Annotated in this window: 14 protein-coding genes; 6 read left to right on the top strand and 8 right to left on the bottom strand. The window is 70.7% G+C overall.

Annotation, left to right across the window (positions count from 1 at the left end; all coding sequences use genetic code 11):
* Positions 1 to 221: 221 nt before the first annotated feature.
* Positions 222 to 2,981 carry an AfsR/SARP family transcriptional regulator gene (locus BMW88_RS04000; RefSeq protein WP_089949088.1) on the top strand — a complete coding sequence of 920 codons (2,760 nt, stop codon included), beginning with the start codon at positions 222 to 224 and terminating at the stop codon, positions 2,979 to 2,981.
* A 57-nt stretch (positions 2,982 to 3,038) separates the two neighbouring features.
* Here BMW88_RS04000 and BMW88_RS03995 read toward each other — a convergent pair whose 3' ends face one another.
* Positions 3,039 to 5,711 (bottom strand): AfsR/SARP family transcriptional regulator, encoded by a 2,673-nt coding sequence (locus BMW88_RS03995; protein ID WP_089949086.1) that lies wholly within the window; start codon positions 5,709 to 5,711, stop codon positions 3,039 to 3,041.
* Positions 5,712 to 6,398: 687 nt separating this feature from the next.
* Positions 6,399 to 10,415 carry a type VII secretion protein EccCa gene (gene eccCa / locus BMW88_RS03990; protein WP_089949084.1) on the bottom strand — a complete coding sequence of 1,339 codons (4,017 nt, stop codon included), beginning with the start codon at positions 10,413 to 10,415 and terminating at the stop codon, positions 6,399 to 6,401.
* A gap of 232 nt (positions 10,416 to 10,647) precedes the next feature.
* Here eccCa and eccD point away from each other — a divergent pair, with 232 nt between their 5' ends.
* A complete protein-coding gene (gene eccD / locus BMW88_RS03985) occupies positions 10,648 to 12,051 on the top strand; it encodes a type VII secretion integral membrane protein EccD (protein WP_089949082.1) in 1,404 nt (467 codons plus the stop codon).
* Positions 12,048 to 13,460, top strand: coding sequence for a type VII secretion-associated serine protease mycosin (gene mycP / locus BMW88_RS03980; protein WP_089949081.1), 1,413 nt, complete (start codon positions 12,048 to 12,050; stop codon positions 13,458 to 13,460). Before eccD ends, mycP begins: the two co-directional genes overlap by 4 nt.
* An 83-nt stretch (positions 13,461 to 13,543) precedes the next feature.
* On the opposite strand, the gene BMW88_RS43935 is transcribed toward mycP, so the two are convergent.
* From BMW88_RS43935 to eccB, 3 genes are all read right to left on the bottom strand, one after another.
* Complete coding sequence (locus BMW88_RS43935) at positions 13,544 to 14,635, bottom strand: WXG100 family type VII secretion target (RefSeq protein WP_177220932.1); 1,092 nt, start codon at positions 14,633 to 14,635, stop codon at positions 13,544 to 13,546.
* Between the two features lie 9 nt (positions 14,636 to 14,644).
* Positions 14,645 to 14,962 (bottom strand): type VII secretion target, encoded by a 318-nt coding sequence (locus BMW88_RS03970; RefSeq protein WP_089949078.1) that lies wholly within the window; start codon positions 14,960 to 14,962, stop codon positions 14,645 to 14,647.
* Between the two features lie 70 nt (positions 14,963 to 15,032).
* Positions 15,033 to 16,643 (bottom strand): type VII secretion protein EccB, encoded by a 1,611-nt coding sequence (eccB, locus tag BMW88_RS03965; RefSeq protein WP_089949076.1) that lies wholly within the window; start codon positions 16,641 to 16,643, stop codon positions 15,033 to 15,035.
* 339 nt (positions 16,644 to 16,982) lie between these two features.
* Here eccB and eccE point away from each other — a divergent pair, with 339 nt between their 5' ends.
* The 3 genes from eccE (at position 16,983) to BMW88_RS03950 (ending at position 20,623) form a co-directional block, all read left to right on the top strand.
* Complete coding sequence (gene eccE / locus BMW88_RS03960; protein WP_425434609.1) at positions 16,983 to 18,131, top strand: type VII secretion protein EccE; 1,149 nt, start codon at positions 16,983 to 16,985, stop codon at positions 18,129 to 18,131.
* Positions 18,128 to 18,853, top strand: coding sequence for a hypothetical protein (locus BMW88_RS03955; RefSeq protein ID WP_089949073.1), 726 nt, complete (start codon positions 18,128 to 18,130; stop codon positions 18,851 to 18,853). The genes eccE and BMW88_RS03955 overlap by 4 nt, the downstream gene beginning before the upstream one ends.
* A gap of 207 nt (positions 18,854 to 19,060) precedes the next feature.
* On the top strand, positions 19,061 to 20,623 hold the full coding sequence (locus BMW88_RS03950; protein WP_089949072.1) for a S8 family peptidase: 1,563 nt from the start codon (positions 19,061 to 19,063) through the stop codon (positions 20,621 to 20,623).
* A 311-nt stretch (positions 20,624 to 20,934) separates the two neighbouring features.
* Here the strand turns inward: BMW88_RS03950 and truA are convergent, their stop codons facing one another.
* From truA to BMW88_RS03935, 3 genes are read right to left on the bottom strand one after another with little or no spacing between them, the layout of a single operon-like run.
* The gene (gene truA / locus BMW88_RS03945; protein WP_218147981.1) at positions 20,935 to 21,729 is read right to left on the bottom strand and encodes a tRNA pseudouridine(38-40) synthase TruA; all 795 of its coding nucleotides are present in this window, start codon (positions 21,727 to 21,729) and stop codon (positions 20,935 to 20,937) included.
* Between the two features lie 56 nt (positions 21,730 to 21,785).
* Entirely contained in the window at positions 21,786 to 22,358 is a 573-nt protein-coding gene (rplQ, locus tag BMW88_RS03940; protein ID WP_089949069.1) for a 50S ribosomal protein L17, read from the bottom strand.
* Between the two features lie 51 nt (positions 22,359 to 22,409).
* Positions 22,410 to 23,468, bottom strand: coding sequence for a DNA-directed RNA polymerase subunit alpha (locus BMW88_RS03935; RefSeq protein ID WP_089949067.1), 1,059 nt, complete (start codon positions 23,466 to 23,468; stop codon positions 22,410 to 22,412).
* Positions 23,469 to 23,562 lie beyond the last annotated feature (94 nt).

Below are 23,562 nucleotides of genomic sequence, written 5' to 3'. Positions count from 1 at the left end.
TCCTCCGCGCACATGCTTACCCGATGCGACCGGCCTGGACGACACGGATGGCCAACCTCGCCCCACCGGGTCCGGACCCGCGCGCTGACCGGTTCCGGCCGGCCCGCGCTCCCGGGCGGCGGACGCCGGCTCCGCGGATCTGCCTTCCTGCCTGGTGAGCGACCGGTGAACCCGCGCGCGGAGAACCGTTCCAGCCGTGGGCGACGCACTAGACTCCCCTCGTGCGGAGAGCTGAGTACCGGGTGCTGGGCCCGCTGGAAGTTCTCCTGGACGGCGAGGAAGTCGTCATCCCGGCGGGCAAGGGCCGCGTGCTGCTCGCCACCCTGCTCCTGCGCCCCAACCAGTTCGTGTCGGTCGACACCCTCGTGGACCGGTTGTGGGACGGTTCGCCACCGTCGGCCGACCGGGCGGCGAAGACGCTGCAGATGACCGTCACGCGGTTGAGGCAGGCGCTGGGGCCGGCGAACTGCGTCTCCACCACGACGAACGGTTATGTCGCCGAGGTCGGGGATCTCGACCTCCTGCGGTTCAGGGAACTGGCCGGTGACAGCCCACACGCGGCCCTGGCGCTGTGGCGTGGCCCCGTGCTGCGGAACGTCTCCTCGGACGGCCTGCACCGCGACGACGTCCCGCCGCTGCTGGCGGAACGGCTGGCCGCGCTGGAGCGACGCATCGAGCTGGACCTCGAACGCGGCCGGGCGGCCGACCTCGTGCCCGAGCTGCGCACCCTCACAGCCGAACACCCGCTCCGGGAACGGTTCTGGGCACAGCTCATGATCGCGCTGTACCGGTCGGACCAGCAGGCGGCGGCGCTGGAGGCCTTCCGGCAGGTCAGCGACCTGCTGGCGGACGAGCTGGGCATCGACCCCGGCCCGTTGCTGCGCGAGCTGCACCAGTCGATCCTGCGCGCCGAGCCGGACCTGGCCGTGCGGCGGGACATCGTCGTACCCCAGCAGCTCCCGCCCGATCTCCTGCGCTTCACCGGCCGCACCGGTGAGCTCGCCCGGCTGGACCGCCTGCTGCCGGTGGGCAACGCGGGTCAGGCGGTGGTCATCTCCGCGATCGCGGGCTCGGCCGGTGTCGGCAAGACCGCGCTCGCCGTGCACTGGGCGCACAGCGTGCGCAACCGGTTCCCGGACGGGCAGCTCGCCCTGAACCTCCGCGGGTACGACCGCGAGGAGCCGATGACGCCCCACGACGCTCTCGGCCAGCTCCTGCGCGGGCTGGGGATCTCCTCCGGCGAGATCCCGGCGGACACCACCCAGCGGGTCGGCCTCTACCGGTCCCTGCTCGCCGGCCGCCGGGTGCTGGTGCTGCTCGACAACGTGCGCACCGCGGACCAGGCACGACCGCTGCTGCCGACCGGCGGCCGGTCCGTCGCCATCATCACCAGCAGGTCCGACCTGCGCGGGCTGGTCGCCCTGAACGACGCCAAGGTGCTCAGGCTGAGCGTGCTGCCCCCGGACGAAGCGGCACAGCTGCTGGAGAGGGTGATGGGCGCGGACCGGGCTCGGGCCGAGCCCGAAGCCGTCGCCGCACTCGCCGAGCTGTGCGCCGGTCTGCCGTTGGCGTTGCGCATCGCCGCTTCGCTGCTCGCCAACGAGCCCCACCTCGGCGTGCGGGACCTGGTCGAGCAGCTCAGGACCGGCGACCGGCTGGCGGAGCTGGAAATCACCGACGACCCGGAGTCGGCCGTCCGGGCGGCGTTCGACCTGTCCTACGCGGCACTCCCGCCGGAGGAACGGCGGATGTTCCGGGTGCTCGGGCTGGCGCCGCGGGCGGACTTCACGCCCCAGTCGGCGGGCGCGCTGCTCGGAGTGCCGAGCAAGCGCGCGCTCTCGTTGCTGAGGGCGTTGTCGCGAGCGCACTTGGTCGAGGAGCACGCACCGCTGCGCTTCTCGTTGCACGACCTGCTCCGGCTGCACGCCCACGAGTGCGCGATGGCCGAGGAGTCCGAAGAGCAGCGACGTGCTGCCGTCGTGCGGTTGCTGGACCACCACCTGCACACGCTGGACCGCAGCTACAGCATCCTGCGCACCATCCGCGCCGTGCTGCCGTTGACCGACCGCGATCCTGTTGTCGAACTGGCGGATTTCGACGACAAGAGCGGTGCGCTCTCGTGGTGTCGCCGCGAACACGACGTGCTGATCGAGCTCTGCGAGTTCGCGCTGGAGGAAGGGTATCTCGAACACGCGTGGCAGATGTCCTGCGCCATGTGGGGCTACCTGTACGTCCACGGATCGACCGAAGATTTCCTGCGGGTCAACACCATCGCGCTCAGTGCGGCCCGCCGGCTGGCCAACCGGTACGCCGAAGGCGTCGCCCTCCACGCACTGGCCATGACCCACAAGAGCACCCACAACTACGAGCAGGCACTGGACCTGCTGCACACGGCGCTCCGCCTCCGGCGGGAGATCGGCGACGAGCGCGGTATCGCGGTCAGCTCGGCCGAGTTGGCCAGCACCCACCTCTGGCAAGGTCATCACGACGAAGCGGTGCACTACTACGAGGCGTCCGCCGAGCAGTGGCGCCGCATCGGCAACGAGGCCGGGCTGGCGATGTCCACGAACAGTCTCGCGTGGACGCTCGTCCGCAAGGGCGATCACGCACGAGCGGTCGTGGTGGCCAAGGAGGGGATCGAGCTGCAGGCGAAGTTCGGCGAGCCACCACCGACCTTCAAGGACACCCTCGCGCAGGCCTATGCCGGTTTGGGCGACATGGCCAAGGCCGTGGAGATCTACCGCGATGTTCTCGGTTCCGACGCCCTGTCGTCGGCGGGCGTGCTGGAGAAGGTCGAGGTCCTGTACCGGGGTGCCCAGGTCCTCAACCGCACCGGGGATCGTTCCACGGCGCTGTCCTGTGCACGGGAGGCGCTGACGCTCGCCCAGCGCAGCGGACTGGCCATCGCGGAAGAGGTCCGGCTGGGGCTGGAAGAGATCGAGAACAGTGAGGAGAGCCACCCGGCTGACGCTTCTCCGTGACGCCGCAGCCGGGGGTGGCGCTGCGCAGAACCGTGCCGAGGCCGCGGCTCGGTCGGCTCAGGACCCCTTCTCCCGTTCGAGCCCCGCCACGCGCGCGGCGTGCTGCTCCGCTTCCGGGTCATCCCGATCACGCCACAGACCGATCGCGCGTCGCCACGCGGCGGAGGCTTCCCCGCGCCGGCCCAGACCGGCCAGGGCGATTCCCAGGTGTTCCAGCGCCACGGCCTCGTTGTCGGCGTCGCCGAACCTGACCATGACCTCCGCGGCGGCGCTCAGGCGGTCCGCCGCCTCGCCGAACCTGCCGAGGGTGGCGAGTGCCCTGCCCTGCAGGGCCCACACGCGCGCGGTCAGGTAGTCGTCGTCCAGCTCGGCGACCAGAACGGCGGCGCGCTCCGCTTCCTCGAGGGCTTCCTCGTAACGGCCGAGCCTGTTCAGGTAGAAGCTGATGTTGGCCCTGGCGGCGCTCTCCAGGTACCGGTCCCCCATCTCGGCGCTGATCCCGGCTGCCCGTCGCGCGCTGTCCAGCGCGTCCGCCGGCCGGTTCAGCGCGGTGTGGAGCAGGGCCTGGTTGATGAGCGCTGCCGCCTCGGTGTCCCGCTCACCGGCCTCGCGCGCGAAGCTCAGCGCCCCGGCGAAGCAGGCCAGCGCGTCGTCGAAGCGGCCGACGTCGGTGTAGAGGCCGGCCACCTTGAACAGCCGGATTCCCTGTTCGCGGGCTGTTCCGAACTGCTGGACGGCCTCGTACATCTCGACGGCTTCCGACCGGCGCGACCGGTTGAAGACGGTGAACATGTCGAGGTGCGTCGGGATCATCATCGCGAGTCGCCCCCACCCGCGGCCCAGTGCCATGTGCAGGACCGCGCGGAGGTTGTCCCACTCCTGCCGAACCCACGCGATCGCGTCGAACCGCGCGGTGAACTCCTGCGGCACCACACCGGACGTGATCGCGTCCGCGTGCACCACGATCTGCCCTCTCTCCAACGCCCTGGCGTTCTCGAGGGTGTGGACCTGCCATTCGGTGAGCCGCAGCGCGGCCGCCTCGTCGTCCCCGCACAGCTCGGCCGCGTAGGCGCGCAGCAGGTCGTGCAGGTCGTAGCGGCCGGGCGTCCGCGACTGCACGAGGTGGTCGGCGACGAGTCGTTCCAGCAACCTGCGCGCCCGGGCCACCGGCACACCGGCGAGCGCGGCGGCGGCGGTGACGTCGAAGTCGGGTCCGGGGTGGACGGACAGCAGCCGGAACATCCGCGCCGCCTCCTCGTCCAGGGCCCGGTACGACCACGAGAACACCGTCCGCACGTCGACGTCGTCGAAGTCGCTCAAGGCATCCAGCCGCGCACCCACCAGCTCCGCGACGAACTCGCGCAGCGACGTGCCGGGGAACCGCGACACGCGTTCGGCGAAGACCCGCAGCGCCAGCGGCAGTCCCGCGCACCGCTCGGCGATCTCGCGCGCTGCTTCCGGTTCGGCGTCGAGCCGGTCCGCACCCAGCACGGCGGCGAGCAACGACCGGGCCGCCTCCGGATCGAGCTGCCGCAGGCCGATCGCCGTCGCGTCGTGCTGTGAGACGAGCGCGCGGAGCTGGTTGCGACTCGTGATCACCACCCGCACTCCGGCCGCGCCGGGCAGCAGGGGGAGGACCTGGCGGGACGAGGCGGCGTTGTCCAGCACCAGCAGCAGCCGCCGGTCCACCAGCGTCGAGCGCAGCAACGCGAAGCGCACCTCGGCCGTGGCCGGGACGTCGTCCACGCCCAGTCCCACGAGCAGCATCTCGGCCGCCGCCGCCGGGTCGACCGGCTGGGCCTCGGGGTCGAACCCGCGCAGGTTCACGTAGAGGTCGCCGTCCGGGAACCGCTCCCTCGCCGCACGAGCCCAGCGCAGCACCAGCGCCGTCTTCCCGACGCCACCGACGCCGTGCACGACCGTGACCCCCGCCGCCTCCTGCAGGAAGCGGAGCTCCTCGTGGCGGCTCACGAAGTTCCGCACGCCCGCGGGTAGCTGCCGCGGCAGCCGGCGGCGACTCCCCCGCGGCACCTCGGCGTGCAGGACCTGCCGGTGCAGCCGCTGGAGCGCCGGACAGGGATCGACACCCAGCTCGTCGGCGAGCTTCTCCCGGACCTCCCGGTACGCGGCCAACGCCTCGGCGCGTTGTCCCGACCGGTGCAGCGCGAGCACCAGGTGCCCCCAGAACGACTCCCGCAACGGGTGGTCGGCGACGAGTGACCGCAGCTCGGCCACGAGCTCCCCGGCCAGGCCGCGGTCCAGGTCCCCGTCGATGCGCCGCTCCAGCACCGTGAGCCGCTCGTTCACGAGCTGCGGCACGTCCTCGCGGTGCAGGCGGTCCGACGGCACGTTGCCGAGCACCGGTCCACGCCACAACGCCGACGCCGCACCGAAGTCGCCCGAGCCGACGAACGCGCGGAACCGCAGCAGGTCGAGCTGGTCCGGTTCGACGGCCGCCTGGTACCCACCCGGCCGGGTGCGCACGCAGTCCGCGTCGCCCAGCGCGACCCTCAGCCGCCGCACCAGTTGCTGCAACGTCTTGTGCGCACGATCAGCCGTGGGCGGCTCGCCGTCCCAGACGCGGTCGACCAGCTCGTCGACCGGGACCAACCGGTTGGGCCGCAGCAGCAACGCGGCCAGCAGCACGTGGCACCGCCCGGCCGGCACCGGTACGGTCTCGCCGTCGAGCAGCACCTCCAGCGGCCCCAGCACGCGGTACTCGGCTCGCACACATCCCCCCAGGTCAAGGCCAGTTTAGACGGTGTGTGACCGAGGTGTGAGCGAAGTGTGAGCGGGGTGGGGCAGAGTTCTCCCCGCGGTGCTGGTGGCAAGGGTTCTGGGGGGCCACCAGCACCGCGACCGGCCGGTCCGTCGCGGTACCTCCCTCTTCACCGCGGCCGGGCCGGCTCATCCGCGCAGGGGCATCGGCGGTACGTCGTGCCGGCGCAGGGCATCGGGCCGCGCCACAACCCCACCGCGGTGAGGTCACCACTCGCGACGAGTGACCGGAACAGCAGCCGGTCCGGCTCCGGCACGTCGACCGAGGCGCGGTAGCCGCCACGCGAGCCCTGCGCGCAGTTCGCCGGTCCTCCTTCCCCAGCGACACCCGTGTGTGGTGACCGGGGACGCGGGCCCGGTGTGACCGAAGTGTGAGCGCCACCGGGCACAGTACTGATCAGCCGGAAGGCGAAGGTGACAACGAAGCTCTGGGGGGTGTCACGTTCGCCGGTGTCCACCCGGCCGGCTCCCTCCCCAGTGGGCCGGTCAGGGCGGAACCGGTCATGGGGGAACCGGACAGTCCCCTGCTGTTCGGCTGGGTCCGCGGCTTCGGCCGCGGGCCCACTTCTCGTTGCCCGAAAAGACTCGTGGGTGGCCCCGCCGAACGGCGGGACCACCCACGAAGTCGTCGAGCGGGAACTAGTCGGGCTGGATCCAGGCGAACTGCATGCGCTGCTGACCGTGCTTGCGGGTCACCATCGTGCCCCGGCCGGGAGGCTGCGGCGACGGCTTGAGGTTGCCGACGATGTTGCCCTCCTCCTTCGAACCGGACCCGACGAACAGCGGCGCCGAGATCTCCTTCAGCTTGCCGAGGACCGGGTCGTACAGCGCGCGGGACGCGCCACCCATGCGGCGGGTCACGACGACGTGCAGACCGACGTCCTTGGCCTGCGGGATGAACTCCGCCAGCGGCTGCAGCGGGTTCGCGGCGCCCTGCGGGGCCACCAGGTCGTAGTCGTCGACGACGATGAAGACCTCGGGGCCGGTCCACCACGAACGGTTGCGGAGCTGTTCCTGCGTGACGTCCGGTCCGGGCAGGCGCTTGGTGAGCGAGCCCCTGACCTCCTGGATGTTCTGCGTGAGCTGCGCCGACGACACGGCGTAGCTCAGCAGGTGGTCGGTGTCGATGAAGCCGAGCAGCGTGCGGCGGTAGTCCGCGAGCAGGATCAGCGCCTCGGACGAGGTGTAGCTGGTCATGATGCCGCGGATGATCGTGCGCAGCAGGTTCGTCTTGCCGGACTCGCCGTCGGCCAGCGCGAAGAAGTGCGGGTCCGCGTCGAAGTCCATGAAGACCGGCGCGAGCTCGTCCTCGTTGACGCCGACCGGGACCAGGTGGCCGCGGTTCGGGTTGACCTGCTGGACCTGCGCCATGAACTGCCCGTAGTCGAGCAGGTCGGGCAGCATCCGGACCTGCGGGGCGCGCGGGCCCTGCCAGGACTGGTTGAGCTTGGCGCTGAGGTCCTGCACACCGGACGAGATCGTCGTCGGGTCCTGCGAGGTGTCGATGCGCGGCAGACCGGTGAGGAAGTGCAGCTTGTCACCGGTGAGACCGCGGCCGGGACGACCGGGCGGCACGTTGACGGCGACCTTGCGGTCGATCTCGGACTCGCTCGGGTCACCGAGGCGCAGCTCGAACCGCGTGCCGAGGAGGTCCTTCATCGCGGGCCGGATCTCCGCCCACCGGTTGGCGGCGACGATCACGTGCACGCCGTAGGACAGACCCTGCGCCGCCAGCGCCTGGACCTGCGGCTCGACCATCTCGAACTCCTGGCGGAAGTTCATCCAGCCGTCCACGATCAGGAACGCGTCGCCGAAGGCGTCGTCGTGGATCTCCCCGCGGCGCTTGCGGTTGCGGAACTCGGCCATCGAGTCGATGCGCTGGTCGCGCCAGCGCAGCTCGCGCTCGGTGATCAGGGTCTGCAGCTCGGCCACCATGCGGCGGACCTTGTCGACGTCGAGACGGCCGGCGAACCCGCCGACGTGCGGCATGTCCTCCATCGACGCGAGCGTGCCACCACCGAGGTCGATGCAGTAGAACTGCGCCTCCTGCGGCGTGTGCGTCAGCGACATCGACGCGATGATCGTCCGCAGCAGCGTCGACTTGCCCGACTGCGGGCCGCCGACGATCGCGCCGTGGCCGGAGGCGCCGGAGAAGTCGGCCCACAGCAGGTCGCGGCGCTGCTCGAACGGCTTGTCGACCACGCCGACCGGGATCTGCAGCGTGCTGTTCGCCGGGTAGCCCGGTGAGGTGAGACCGCGGTCCGGCGTCACGTCGAGCGGCGGCAGCATCGTGTCCATCGTCGGCGGCTCGTTGAGCGGCGGCAGCCACACCTCGTGCGCGGGCGGGCCCTGGCCGACGAGGCGGTTGACGATGAGCTCGAGCTGGGTCGGCTCGTTCGCGTCCTCCTTGACCGGCGCGACCGCGACCGGGACCGGCTCGACCGGCCGCTCCGGCTCCTTCGGGATCTCGATGAAGTCCGGCACGAAGAACCGCGGGCGCTTGTCGCTGCGCACGGCCACCGACTCACCGGCGGACTGCATGCCCGACGGCCGGTAGGTGCCCGAGACGTAGAGCGCCTTGAACCGGGTCAGCGGCATGCCCTGCACGCTCAGGTAGCCGGAGCCGGGGATCGGCGGCAGCTCGTAGGCGTCCGGCACGCCGATCGCCGCGCGGGACTCCGCCGCGTTGAACGTCTTCAGACCGATCCGGTACGACAGGAACGTGTCCAGGCCGCGCAGCTTGCCCTCCTCCAGGCGCTGCGACGCGAGGAGCATGTGCATCTGCAGCGACCGGCCGACACGACCGATCTGGAGGAAGATGTCGATGAAGTCCGGCTTCGCCGTCAGCATCTCGGAGAACTCGTCGATGCAGATGAAGAGCGCGGGCAGCGGGTCGAGCTGGGCGCCGTTCTCGCGGGCCTTCTCGTAGTCCCAGACGTTCTTGTAGTTGCCCTTCGCGAGCACCTCCTGGCGGCGCGACACCTCACCGGCGATGGCGTCCTTCATGCGGTCGACCAGGGTGAGGTCGCCGGCCAGGTTCGTGATGGTCGCGGCGACGTGCGGCGCCTTGTCCAGGCCGAGGAACGTCGCACCACCCTTGAAGTCGACGAGGATCATGTTGAGCGCCGTCGACGAGTGCGAGGCCAGCAGGCCCAGCACCAGGGTGCGGAGGAACTCCGACTTGCCGGAACCGGTCGCGCCGATGCACAGGCCGTGCGGGCCCATGCCGTCCTCGGCCGCTTCCTTGATGTCGAGCTCGACCGCCTGGCCGTGCTCACCGATGCCGAACGGGATGCGGTAGCGGTCGCGCTTGGGCCGCGGCCGCCACGCCTGCTGCACGTCGAACGTCATCGGGTCGCCGGGGATGCCCATGAACTCGAGCAGCGGCGGGTTGTTGCTCATCGCCAACGGGTCCTCGCCGCTGTCGCCACCGGCCTCGCCGGCGGCGCCCATGCGGTACGGCGAGAGCCTGCGGGCCAGCGCCTCCGCCTCCACGACGGAGAGCCGGTCCGGCGCGCCGAACCACTCGACACCGCTCGCGGAACGGGCACCGAGCTGGTTGTTCTCGACGACCAGGCGCAGCCCGCGGCGGGCGGTCAGGTTGCCGAGGCACTCGGACAGGTCGAGCAGCGTGACGCCGACCAGCCCCTCCTCGAGGATGATCATCTCTTCGCGGCTGATGTCGCCGTCGTCGATGACGATCACGATGTGCGGCTGGTCGGGCGGCGGCGGGGCGTTGCGGGTGAACCGCTGCCGGTCGCGCAGGTTCTCGTCCAGCATCGCCTCGATCTCGGCGAGCGAGTTGGCCATCATGCGGCGCTGGCCGATGCCGTCGATGTCGGTGGGGTGCTGCACGTGCGGCAGCCACTTCGCCCACTCCCAGAGCTGCTTGGTGCGGCCGGCGCTGACGATCGCGATCAGCAGGTCGTCCGGGGCGTGGAAGGTGACGAGCTGGGCGAGCAGGGCGCGCGCGAGGTCGCGGCGGTCCTCGACGTCGCCGAGCAGGCCGACGGCGGCGAACCCGCGCAGCGCGATGGAGATCGGCAGGTCGGGCACGAGCGAGTGGGCGCGCACGAACCGGCGCAGGGCCAGCGTCGCGATCGGCTCGAGCTCCTCGACCGGCCCGGTCTGCGGCGGCACCAGGCGGGTGGCGAGGCGCTGCGAGCCCCGTCCGGCGCGCAGGTGGCAGAAGTCGGGGTCGTTCTGGCGGCGTTCCCACATGCGGCGGGTGGTGGCGAGCGACCACAGCATCTGCGGGTCCGGGTGCACCCACTCGCGCTCGGCGCGCTGCTCGTCGGCGGCTTCGCGGGCGCGGTCGCGCATCTGGCCGAGGTACCGCAGGTAGTCCTTGCGGTCCTCGTTCATCTCGGCTTTCTTCTGGCCCTTGCCCGAGCCCATGCCGCTCGCCATCATGCCGATGGTCGAGATCATCATCATGCCCGGCATGATCATCGCCGCGGGCTGCCGCGGCGCGAACACGAACATCATGCCCATCATGCCGACGGACGCGATGATCATGACGACGGGCATCGCCTTCATCATGATGTTGCCGGGGATGATCCGGGGGACCTCTGGCGGCGGCTCGAGGTGGACCTCACCGCCCGGGGGCCGGGGAGCAGCAAGGCGTGCCGTTCGCTTGAACTGCAGCGTGCTCAACTGACAGGCACCTCTTCGACTCTTGTTACGCCACCAGTAGCAACCGACACTATTGCGCATCCGCGCGCGTCACGAAGGTGGGTCGGGAAAAAACCCAGTCGGACGTGTTCTGCGAACCACACGTGCGAAAGGTGCCGGTGCGGCCATACTAGGGCCGCCCGCCGAGCGTCCGAGTGGACCAATAGGGTCGGGCACATCGTTTGCAAGAGCTGATCAGACTTAGGGGGCCCTGGTGGCGACCGGTACGACGGTGTTCAGCCGTGTCACGGTGGTGGCACCTCGAACGCGTATCGACGTTGCGCTGCCCGCCGACGTGGCGGTGGCCGATCTCCTGCCGATGCTGCTGGACATGGCGAGAGAAGCCACTCCGGACGGTGGCGTCCGGCACGGTGGCTGGTGCCTCGCGAAGCTCGGCGACAGCCCGCTCGACCCCGCGCGCACGCTGGCCTCGCTCGGCGTCGTCGACGGTGAGCTGCTGCAGTTGCGCCGCCGCAACGAGAACCCGCCGCCGCCGCTGTACGACGACGTCGTCGACGCGATCGCGGAGTCCGACCCGGACTCGTTCCGGCCCTGGACCAAGGAGACCGCGCAGCGGTTCGGCCACATCGCGGGCGCGCTCGCGCTGATCGCCGCCGCGGTGGCGCTCTTCCTGTCCGGCCCGATCACCGCGGGCGGCGCGGGCAGCGGGCTCGCCGCCGCCATCGCCGGCGCCGTCGGCGCCGTCGCCGCGCTGGCGGCGGGCGCGACCATCTCGCGGGCCTACGGATCGGCGTCGACCGGTGTGCTGATCGCCGCGTGCGGCTCGCTGCCGATGGCGTTCGTCGCGGGCTACCACGCGGTGCCCGGTGTCGGCTTCAGCCCGAAGATGCTGCTCGCCTCGGCCTTGCTGATGATCTTCGCGTGGGGCGGCATCCTGCTGATCGGCCAGGGCATCACGGTGTTCATCGCCGCGGCCACGGCCGGCACGTTCGTCTCGCTCGCGTTCCTCGTCGCGACGTTCGTCGAGCACCCGCTCCCCGGCGTGGCCGCCGCGACCGGCGCGGTGGCGCTCGGCGCGCTGTCGCTGCTGCCCAGGCTGACGCTGCAGCTCGCCAAGATCCCGCCGCCCGTCGTGCCGACGAACGCCGAGGACCTCAAGGAGGACAGCGGCTTCCCGGAGTACGCGGTGATCGAGCGCCGCACCGCGGTGGCGCACGAGTACCTGACCGGCATGATCATCGGCACCGGCACGGTCGCGGCGCTGGCCGCCATCGTCGCCGCGTCCGCCGGCACCGTCTGGGGCCCGATCTACGCCGTGGTCGTCGCGATCGTGCTGATGATGCGCGGCCGTGCGTACGCGAACGGCGCACAGGCCGTGGCGCTGCTGTCGACCGGCATGGTGGCGAGCGCGGGCATCCTGCTCGGCTGGCTGATCACCTCGTCGGCGTTCGACCGGATCGCCTTCGTCTTCGGCGCGTTGCTGCTGCTGGGCGCCCTCGCGCTCGTGCTCGGCGTGGTGTTCCCCGGCCAGAAGTTCTCGCCGCCGCTGCGCAGGACCGTCGACATCATCGAGGCGGTCCTGATCGCCTCGGTCGTGCCGCTGGCCCTGGCGGTGATGGACATGTACGCCGTCTTCCGGGGTCTGATCACGCTATGAGGACCGGCATCAGGCGCACCACGGCGGCCGTGACCGCCGGAATGCTGCTGCTGACGGGAGCGCTGCCGCAGGCTTCCGCTCAGCCGTCCTCGGCCCCGGCCCAGGTCCGACCGAACTCGGTGCCACCGGACCTGCCGCCGAACACCGAGCCCCCGGCCGACGACGGCAAGCCGGACGTGAAGTACGAGCGCACGAACAAGGGGTGCGTGGAGTCCGACACCAAGAGCGAGCTCATCGAGTACATGCCCTGGGGCCAGGTCTACCTGAACCTCGAACAGGCCCACAAGTTCGCGCGGGGCAGGGGCATCAAGATCGCGATCATCGACACGGGCGTCGACCCGCAGAACCCGCGCTTCGGCAACCGGGTCGTCGGTGCCGGTGAGTACGTCGACGGCAACAAGAACGGCACGGACGACTGCGACGGCCACGGCACCGAGGTCGCCGGCGTCGCCGCCGCGGCCAAGACCGAGGGCGACTTCGTCGGCGCCGCACCGGAGGCGACGATCCTCGCGATCCGCCAGACCAGCGACCGGTTCGAGTTCAAGGGCGACGCGAACAACGAGAAGCGCGCCACCGCGGGCAAGGTCGGCACGCTGGCGAAGGCCATCGTCCGCGCGGCGAACCAGGGCGCCAAGGTCATCAACATCTCGCTGACGAACTGCGGCACCCCCAAGGGCTTCAGCGCGGACGACCAGAAGCTGCAGGCCGCCATCCGGTACGCGGTGGACGTCAAGGACGCCGTGGTCGTGACGGCGGCCGGCAACCTCAACGAGCAGGGCGCCGGCTGCCCCAGGCAGAACGACAACCTGGACCCCGCCAACGTCAACTCGATCTCGTCGCCCGCGTGGTTCGCGAACGACGTGCTGTCGGTGGCGTCGATCGCCCGGTCCGGCGCGGTCTCGAGCTTCAGCGTCTGGGGCCCGTGGGTGAGCATCGCGGCGCCGGGCGAGGAGATCATCTCCGTCGACCCCAAGGGCAAGGGCCTGACCAACGCGAACGTCACCGCGCAGGGCGTGCAGGACATCAAGGGCACGAGCTTCGCGGCCCCGTACGTCGCCGGCATCACGGCGCTGGTGCGCGAACGGTTCCCGGACCTCAAGGCGCGTCAGGTGATGGACCGCCTCAAGGCCACGGCACTGCACCCCGGCAACGCGTCCGGCCGGGACCACAAGGTCGGCTTCGGCATGATCAACCCGGTCGCCGCGCTGACCGCGGTGCTGCCCGCCGAGGCAGCCGGGTTCAAGGCGCCGCAGGCGAAGGAGATGAACACCGACGTCACCCCGCCGCCGGGGCTCGACTGGCCGCCGATCATCGTCGCGCTGAGCGGCATCGGCGTCGGCGGCGCGCTGCTGATGCTGACGCTGATCATCCGCAACTCGCTCAACCGCAGGCGTGGCACCACCGCTTAGCCAACGCCGCACACCGAAGTCACTGACGAACGAGAACGGCCCGCCGGACACCGGCGGGCCGTTCTCGTTCTTCCGGCGAAGTTCTAGTCGTCGTCACCGATCGTCTTCGGCGCGGCCTTCTTGGGTTTGCCGAGCAGGTCGTCGATCGAGCCCGTCAGCCGCTGCCGCGGCTTGTGCTCCTTGTCGCCACCCTGCTGCCCGCCCATCATGCCGCCCATCATCGGCGCCATGCCTCCCACCACACCGCCGGGAACGCCCCCTGGACGGCCACCTGCGGCCGCGGCGGGCCCCGCCGCACCGGCACCCCTGTCGGCGGCCGGGAGCTGCTCGGCGACGCCTGTGGCGCCGCCGAACTGCATCGGTGACGGCGCCGCGGCAGCCGGAGCGCCGACCGAACCGACGCCACCGCCTCCGCCGGTGCCGGCAGCACCGCCGCCAGCCGCACCGCCGCCGGCCCCACCACCGCCGGCCCCGCCACCGGTGGCTGCGGCCGCCGTGGCGGAGGCCTTGGCCGGTTCCGGCTCCTTGGCCCCGGGCTTGGCGGGCGCGCTGTAGGTCCAGTCCCGCTCGGGGTAGCGGTGCTCCATCCGCACGGCGCCGAAGCCCTCCGCCTCGCCGGAAACCCCGTCGCACAGCCGGAGGAACGCCTCGAGCACCTGCCGCGCGGACTCGTGCAGCACGCGAACCGGGTCCTTGAGCTCCTCGATGTGCTTGACGGCGCGCTGGTCGCCGTCCACGGGCAGCGCCGCGGCGCCGGACACCGCGTCCGCGGCGTCGGCCAGCACGTGCGCCATGTCCCGCACGATGTCGCGGACGCTGTCCGCCGTCTCGTCCAGCGCGTCCGCCATCGCGTTCATCGCGTCGGACATGTCACCGCCGGCGAGCCCGACCTTGCGCATGTGGTCGAGGAACGCGTCGGCGTCCTTGCCCTCCCACCGCGCGTCGACCCCGCCCAGCGGCGCCGCGACGTGCTCGGTGACCGCCTCGGTCACCTTCGCCGCCTTGCGCCAGCGCTCGGCTTCCTCGCGCAGGTCGTTCCAGTCGCCCACGAGCGGGTCGAAGAAGTCGTGCACGAGGTCCACGACGCCGAGCTCGCGGCTCACCCGCGAGAGGTAGCCGAGCTCGGGAGCGACCTCGGCCGCGATCTGCCTGCCGTCCGCGCCGTTCCTGGTCACCACAGCCCCCTACCGCCGGTCGGCCTTCTGGACCAGGCGCAGGCTCTCGTCGTCCTGGTGGCCGTGCTGCTCCGCGACGGCGTGCAGGCCCTTGGCCGCGGCGTCGAGCGTGTCGCAGGCGCGGGCGAGCTGCGAGTTGAGCAGCTCGGCCGCACGCGCGTAGGCCCTGGCGGTGCCCAGGGCGGCGCCGATCTCGCCGAACGACTGCGGTCGCAGCGGGGACACCTTCATGGCGTCCCGCACCCGCCTCAGGTCGTCCGTGGTGCCGTCGATCCGGTCGGCGTAGGACTCCAACCACTCGGGATCGACGGTGATGCGACCGGCCACGACTGTCCCCTCACGACACTTACCGGGAGCTCTGTCCGCATCTGACGGTGGTGCGCCCGGACCGGTTCCGCTACTTCTGCACGGACTGCGGGTCCTTGATCGTGCCCTTCGGCGTGGGAATCGCGTCGTAGCTGCGGTTCGCCTCGTTCTTGTTGAGCTGCGGACCCATCGGCAGCAGGCTCAGGATCTGGTTCGGCGCCGGCGGGAACGTCCCGTCGAGACCCAGCGCGGCCGCCGTGCCGGCGTCCGGGACGCCGTAGCGCACGCCACGACCCGTGACGACCTGCACCGGACCGGTCCCGAAGTCGCCCTTGCCCTGGCTCGCCCGCACGACGGCGGCCTTGCCCGGCAGCATCAGGAACTCGTCGATGATCTCGCCGGCCGCGCCCGGCGCGTTCAGCTCGACCGGGCTCATCTCCCTGGGACCGGGCAACCTCGACCCGATCGTCACGGAGGTGTGCTCGGCCTTGGTGTCCTCGGTGAAGTTCTCGGCCTTCCAGCCCAAGCACAGCACCGTGTTGCCGGCGTTCGCCTCCAGCGTGGTCGGGATCTTCGCCGGGTAGGAGCCGAGGTCCAGCGGGTCCTTCGGGTTCTTGTTGTTCGCGACCGCGTTCGGCGAGAGCCGGATCGGCTCCTTGGCGTTCGAGTACGCGAAGCGCAGCAGGTCGCCGACGGTCTGGTCGACGTCCTGGAAACCGTCCTTGAGCGCCACCATGAACTGCGTGGCGCCGGTCAGGTCGACCTTGACGACCTCACCGATGTTCACCCGCGTCTCGGTGACGTAGGTCGCCTGCTTGCCCTGGTCCTGCATGACCGGCGCGGCCAGCGGCGCGACCTCCGGGATGGTGTTGAGCAACGCCGTGCTGATCGCGCGCGGCTGCTTGCCCGTCAGCTTGAGGGCGTTGACCACCTTGTCGTTCTTGAGGTCCACCTCGGCGCGCACCGTCGACGACGAGATGTCGCTCAGCGGGTCGGGCTTCTTGTAGACCAGGTAGGCCTTCTTCGCACCCGTGCGCTGCTGGACCAGCACGGCCCCGTCGCCGAGCTCGGGGTTGCCACCGCTCACACCCGCGATCACCGAGGTCTTGATCTGGTTCTCCGCCGCCTGGTTCTCGCGGAACTCGTCCAGGTCGAGGGTGTCGCACACGGACCACTGGGCGTCGATGCGGAGGTTCTGCTTCGGCAGCACGTCCGGCGCGTCCGGCAGACCGGTGAGCCTGCCGCGCGGCAGGCTCGCGAGCGCCGCCTCGCTGACGAGCTTCGGCTCGCCGCCGGCGGCTTCCTGCTGCACGCCGTTCGCCGTGCCGCCGGGGGCGTCGCCGCCACCGGCCTGCTGGTCCGGGCTGTTGCGCGAGTACCAGAGCAGCCGGGCCGACGCCAGGTTGGTCATCGGGACGAGCCGCCGCGGCGACGCGTCCACGACGTAGACCTGGCCGGTCTCCTTGCTGATGGCGATCTGCGTCTGGTCGTCCAACCGCGGCGCCGGCTTGAAGAGACCGAACACCAGGAAGCCGAGCAGACCGACGACGCCCAGGACCACACCCACCGCTGTCGCGCGCGAGTGGTTGCGCATGGGGTCATGCAGCATCACCGCGTCTCTGCGGACCAGAGCGGACTGCATCCTCCGCAGGACGAATTGGTAGGCCTGGACCTGTGACTTGGTGGTGGGTGTTGATGCCATTCTCGGCTCGCTGCTCTCCCAGTCGCGGTACGGTTCGGCAGGATAGCCGGACGCAGGTTGCTTCGTGGGCCGGTTCGCCAAGCCCACCGACCACCGAGGGGAAAGAGACCACAACGGATGTCCGTGACCACTCCACATCCGCCCCGGCCCAACCCAGGGATGGCACGGCCGCAGGGGCCCGGTGGGCCGGGAGGTCCTGGCCAGCAGGCACCCGCTCCCCCTCGTCCGGTCGGGCGTGTCCGCCGCAGGACGGCGGGCGTCAGCCTCGGCTCCTTGCCCGTCTCGAACGTAGTCACGATCGAGGTCGGCCTCGCCATCGCACTCCTCGTCCTCACCCTCATGGGCGTGAAGGACGACACCGGCGCCCTGAACGTCGTCTCCGTCTCCATCGCCGGCGGTGTGCTCTTCATCGCACTGGTGCTCGCGTTCACCCGGTCACGCGGCCGCTGGCTGACCCAGTGGATCGGCGTCCGGCTGCGCTACAACTTCCGCTCGCACACCCGCACCGCGAAGCGCGTGGACCCGCAGGAGTCCAAGCCCGGTGACGACGAGCTGCCGGTGCTCGGCCCCGAGGACCCGCGCGTCGCGCTGCTGCGCCTCGCGATCCCGGACCTGGTGATCGCGAAGGGCGTCGACCACGAGCGCCGCCCGCTCGCGCTGTCGTGGCACGACGGCGTGTGGACCGCGGTCCTGCTGGTCGACCCGACCCCGCCGCTGATCTCCGCCGTCGGCTCGGCGCCGTCGCTGCCCCTGGGAGCGCTCGCACCGTGCCTGGAGGACCGCGGCGTGGTGCTGGACGCGATCACGGTGATCTGGCACTGCTACCCCGGCAGCGCGGCACTCCCGCCGAACTCGCCGGCGGTCACCTCGTACATGGAGGTGCTCGGCCCGCTGCCCGCGGCGGCCAGGCGCACCACGTGGATCACGGTCCGGCTGGACCCGCGCCGCTGCGGCGAGGCGATCCGGGAGCGCGGCGGCGGCGTCGTCGGCGCGCACCGGGCGTTGATCGGCGCGTTGTCCCGCGTCCGCAACGCCCTGGAGTCCGCCGGTGTGACGATCCGCCCGCTCGACTCGGACGAGCTGCTGCGGGCGGCCATCTCGTCGGCGGAGCTGACCGCGGCCGTCGGCAACACGAACCCCGTGTCGCTGCGCGAGAAGTGGTCCGGCGTCACGGCGGGTGGCGTCGGTCACGCGAGCTACGCGATCACCGGCTGGCCGTCGAAGGGACTCAAGGGCAACCTGAACTCGCTGACCGGTGTGCGCGCTCTCTCGTCGACGCTGGCCATGTCGATCTCGCCGTCCCGTGAGGACGGCCAGGTCTCGCTGCGCGGCCTGGTGCGGGTGAGCGCCCGCACGCCGAGCGAGCTCGACCGCGCCGACGACCAGTTGTCGAAGCTGAGCGACAAGCTCGACATCACGCTGACCCCGTTGCGGGGCATGCAGCTCGCCGGCCTCGCCGCGACGCTGCCGCTGGGAGGTGTGGCATGAGCTCGTCCCGTCTGCTCGACTCGCGCGGCAGCGGCGCGGTGGCGCCGGAGTTCCTGGTGTCGCCGACCATGCTCGACGTGGTCAGCCCGAGCGGCGACCGCGGCGGCATGATGCTCGGCCAGGGCACCAAGGGCGAACCGCTCAGCGTGTCCGTGCTGCGCCCGACCCCGACCCGCATGGTGGTCGTCGGCGGCCTGTACCTGGCCCGCCAGATCGCGTTGCGGGCCATGGCGACCGGCGCGTGGATCATCATCGCGACCGGCCGCCCCCAGGCGTGGCAGCCGGTGGTGCGCGCCGCGGGCCAGGGCCCGGACGGCCGTCCGTCCCAACTGGTGCAGCTGCGCCGGCTGTCCCCCGCGGACCTCCCGCGCCCCACGGAGGACATGCCGCTGCTGGTGATCCACGACGGCGGCCACGTCCCGCAGGAGCTGTTCCCGCCGCGCGCGCCGTGGCAGACAACGATGTACGTGCTGCCGTACCTGCACCCGCAGGCCTCGTCGACGGCGAACAACGCGGACCTCGTCCTGTTGCAGCGCCTGCCGATGGGCCAAGCCCAGCTCGCGGGCCAGATGTGGCGCCTGCGCCCGCAGATGTTCCAGCAGCTGACCCAGCTCAAGGACGACCAGGTCATCGCGATGGGCCAGGACATGTGGGCGCACCTGCGCCTCTACACGACCCCGGCCGAGCAGCAGATCCTCGGAGCCGTGCGCCGGGGCGACTAGCCACCAGACCAATTGTGCCCCGGACGGTTCATCGTTCGGGGCACAATTGTTTTGTCCATAGATCAGCGGAACCAACTAATTCACATCGCGCCCAAATCTGTTGATTCGCCATTCGAAGGTTGTTACGTGGACCTTCTTGTGCGCAATCAGTCCGCGCCACTAAGAAAACTCTCACCGCACCACCCCGCGACGAGGGAGCATGCTGCTATGGGAGAATCGTGGGCCAGACGAGTGGCCGGAACAGTGCTGGTGGCGGGCACCTCGCTCGCCCTGTCGTCCGTCTCCGCCACCGCTGCGCCCGAGGGGGAGATTCGCAACCTCGGTGCGTCCAACGCCGTCAAGGACAACTACATCGTCGTCCTGAAGGACATGAGCACGGCTAGCGCGGAGAGCCTCAGCGCGAAGTACAGCGCCAAGGTGAAACACACTTACAAGTCCGCTTTGCGCGGTTTCTCCGCGGAGATGTCCGAAACTCAGGCCAAGCGTCTCGCCGCAGACCCGAACGTCGACCACGTGACGCAGGACGGCGAGGTCCGCGCCTCCGACACCCAGCTCCCGACCCCGTCCTGGGGCCTCGACCGCATCGACCAGCGCGCACTCCCGCTGGACACCGGCTACACCTACCCCAACAGCGGCAGCGGCGTCACCGCGTACATCATCGACACGGGCATCCGGATCAGCCACAGCGACTTCGGCGGCCGGGCGGTGCACGGACGCGACACCGTTGACAACGATGACGACGCGACCGACTGCAACGGCCACGGCACCCACGTCGCGGGCACCGTCGGTGGCACCGAGCACGGCGTCGCGAAGGACGTGAAGCTCGTCGCCGTCCGAGTCCTGAACTGCGGCGGCTCCGGCACCTTCGCGGGCGTCATCGCCGGTATCGACTGGGTCACCAACGACGTCCAGACCACCCCGGCCCGCAAGCCCGCGGTGGCCAACATGTCCCTGGGCGGCGGCGCGAACGCCGACGTCGACAACGCCGTGAAGCGCTCCATCGCGGCAGGCGTCACCTACGGCCTGGCCGCGGGCAACGACAGCGGCGGCAACGCCTGCAACACCTCCCCGGCCCGCACCCCCGAAGCCATCACCGTCGGCTCCACCGACCGCACCGACGCCCGCTCGTCGTTCTCGAACCTGGGCAGCTGCCTCGACCTCTTCGCCCCGGGCCGCGACATCACCTCGGCCTGGCACACCAACGACGACGCCACCAACACCATCAGCGGCACCTCGATGGCCACCCCGCACGTGGTGGGGGCGGCGGCCGTCTACCTCGGCTCGTCCCCGACGGCCACCCCGCAGCAGGTCCGCGACGCCCTGGTGGACAACGCCACCTCCGACGTCGTCACGAACCCCGGCACCGGCTCCCCGAACAAGCTCCTGCACATCACCGGCACGGCCCCCGGCAACCCGCCCGGCCAGTGCCCGACGGCCACGAACGACACCGACACCGCCATCCCCGACGCCTCGTCCGTGACGTCGTCCATCACCATCGCCGACTGCCTCGGCAAGGCGGGCGCCACGGCCTCCGTGAGCGTCGACATCAAGCACACCTACCGAGGCGACCTGGAACTGGCCCTGATCGCCCCCTCGGGCACCGTGAAGCTGCTGAAGGTCGGCAACGGCAACGACAGCGCCGACGACCTGAAGGCCACCTACGCGGTGAACGTGTCCGCTGAGGACGCCAACGGCACCTGGCAACTGCGAGCGCGCGACCTCTACCGCCAGGACACGGGCTACATCGACTCGTGGACGCTCGACATCTAACCCCAGTCCCCACAGACATCTAACCCCAGTCCCCGCACCACCGAGGAGCCCCCGGCCTACGCCGGGGGCTCTCCCCTTCCAGAGGAAGCCGCGAGGCCGAAGGCGAGCCCAGCGAAGGCGAAGCCGAGCCGTCTTCCCCGCACGAGGCGGGTGGCGTGGTCCCGTCACAAGCCGCCCAAACCAACAGGCGTGCCGTCAACCCGCGAACGGCGCCGGCCGGTCCTGGATCAGATTGGCGGGGTCCGGGGCGGAGCCCCGCGCAAGAAACCGCAACCCCAACCAGCAAAACGCAACCCACCGAAGAGCAAAACTCACCCGGACAACGTGCGAACCCGCCGAGTAGCCTCAGCCCGAGCCCCAAGCTCCGAATCCCCCGGGAAATCCACCCGAACCAGGCACAACCCGTGCGCGGGAGCCACCGCAACCCCGCTGGCCCGCCCGTGGAGCGACAACAACGAGGAAGGCCACTCCACCGCCTTCCGCCCCTCCCCGACGGCCAGCAGCGCTCCGATGAGCGACCGGACCATCGAGTGGCAGAACGCGTCAGCGGACACGAAGGCCGTGATCACCCCGTCGACCGAGGAGCGCACCAGCTCCAGCCGTTGCAGCTCCCGGATGGTCGTGGCCCCTTCCCGCCGCTTGCAGAACGCGCAGAAGTCGTGCTCCCCCAGCAACAGCGCGGCCGCGGCGTTCATGGCGTCGACGTCCAGCGGACGGGGCCAGGCGAGCGTGTCCAGGCGCCGCAGCGGGTGCGCCCCGGATGCGGCATCGGTGACCCGGTACTCGTAGTGGCGCCGCAACGCCGAGAACCGGGCGTCGAAAGCTTCAGGCACCACACGCGCGGAGAAAACACGCACGTCCGTGGGCAACGCGCGGGCCAGCCGGCGAGGCAGCCCGGCGACATCCACGGTGGCCGGCAGATCGGCGTGGGCGACCTGGCCCGAGGCGTGCACCCCGGCGTCGGTCCGCCCCGCCACGGTCAGAGACACGTCCTCGCGCAACACCATCGACATGGTGTCCTCGAGAACGCCGCACACGGTCCGACGGGACGGCTGCCGCGCCCACCCCGAGAACTCGGTCCCGTCGTACCCCAGGTCGAAGCGCACACGAACGAGCCCGCCGTCCCCTGGGGGAACGACGGGCTCGTCAGCAGGAGAACCGCTCAGGACTGGTCCTTCTTGTCCTTGGCCTCTTCCGCCTCGACGTCCTCGGCCGACGGCTCGCCGTCAACCTCGACAGCGCCCTCGGCGGGCTCGGCCGTGGCGTCCTTCGTCGCGGACTCGGGCGCCTCGGCGTCCTGGTCGACGACCTCGGCGGCCGGCTTCTCGTCCTTGGCGAACTTGGTCTTGCGCGCAGCCTCGGCCTCGGTGGAGACGAGCTTCTGCTGCACCAGCTCGATGATGGCCATGGGGGCGTTGTCGCCCTTGCGCGCCAGCGTCTTGGTGATGCGGGTGTAGCCACCGGAGCGGTCGCTGAAGAACGGACCGATCTCGGCGATCAGCTTGTGCACGACGTCCTTGTCGCGGATCACCTTCATGATCTCGCGGCGGTTGTGCAGGTCGCCGACCTTGGCCTTGCTGATGATCTTCTCGGCGTACGGACGCAGCCGCTTCGCCTTCGCCTCAGTGGTCTTGATCCGGCCGTGCTGGAACAGCGCCGTCGCCAAGTTGGCGAGCAGCAGCCGCTCGTGCGCCGGAGACCCACCGAGCCGGGGGCCCTTGGTAGGGGTGGGCATCGCTTGCTCCTGTAGTAACTGTTGCGATCCTCTAGCTCTGAGATCAGAGCGTCAGAGCTGCTCGGTCTCCGCGTAGTCCTGACCGTCGTCGTGCGAGTCCAGACCGGCACCGGCACCCCAGCCCGTGTCACCGGGGTGGTAGTCCGACGCGGCGGCGGACGGGTCGAACCCAGGAGGCGAGTCCTTGAGCGCGAGGCCGAGGCCGACGAGCTTCATCTTGACCTCGTCGATCGACTTCGCACCGAAGTTGCGGATGTCCAGCAGGTCCGCCTCGCTGCGCGACACGAGCTCGCCGACGGTGTGGATGCCTTCCCGCTTCAAGCAGTTGTAAGACCGGACCGTGAGGTCCAGGTCCTCGATGGGCATCGCGAACGCGGCGATGGTGTCGGCTTCGGCCGGCGACGGGCCGATCTCGATGCCCTCGGCGTCGATGTTCAGCTCGCGAGCGAGGCCGAACAGCTCCACCAGGGTCTTGCCCGCGGAAGCGACCGCGTCCCTCGGGGTGATCGAGGGCTTGGTCTCCACGTCGAGGATCAGCTTGTCGAAGTCCGTACGCTGCTCGACACGAGTGGCCTCGACCTTGTACGTCACCTTGAGAACCGGCGAGTAGATCGAGTCGACGGGGATGCGGCCGATCTCGGCGCCCGCCTGCTTGTTCTGCACCGCGGGGACGTAGCCGCGACCGCGCTCGACGACGAGCTCGATCTCCAGCTTGCCCTTGCCGTTCAGGGTCGCGATGTGCAGGTCGGGGTTGTGCACGGTGACACCGGCCGGAGGCACGATGTCGCCCGCGGTCACCACACCGGGGCCCTGCTTGCGCAGGTACATGGTCACCGGCTCGTCCTCCTCGGACGAGACGACGAGCTCCTTGAGGTTCAGGATGACGTCGGTGACGTCCTCCTTCACCCCGGGAACCGTGGTGAACTCGTGCAGCACGCCGTCGATGCGGATGCTCGTGACAGCGGCACCGGGGATCGACGAGAGCAGCGTGCGGCGGATCGAGTTGCCGAGCGTGTAACCGAAGCCCGGCTCCAGCGGTTCGATGACGAACCGGGAACGGGTCTCGGAGACCGCTTCCTCGCCGAGCGAGGGGCGCTGGGAAATCAGCACTGGGTTCAACCTTTCTACAACGACGCCCGCTATTTGACGCCGTCACGACGCCGGTGCGGAGACCGGCAAACGCACTCGGCACACCCTTCGCGCC

Origin of the sequence: Lentzea xinjiangensis (genome assembly GCF_900110955.1) — a bacterium.
In the GTDB taxonomy this organism is placed as follows: Bacteria; Actinomycetota; Actinomycetes; order Mycobacteriales; family Pseudonocardiaceae; genus Lentzea; species Lentzea xinjiangensis.
The sequence above is the reverse complement of the archived record's forward strand: the minus strand, read 5'-3'. Positions and strand labels throughout refer to the sequence as shown.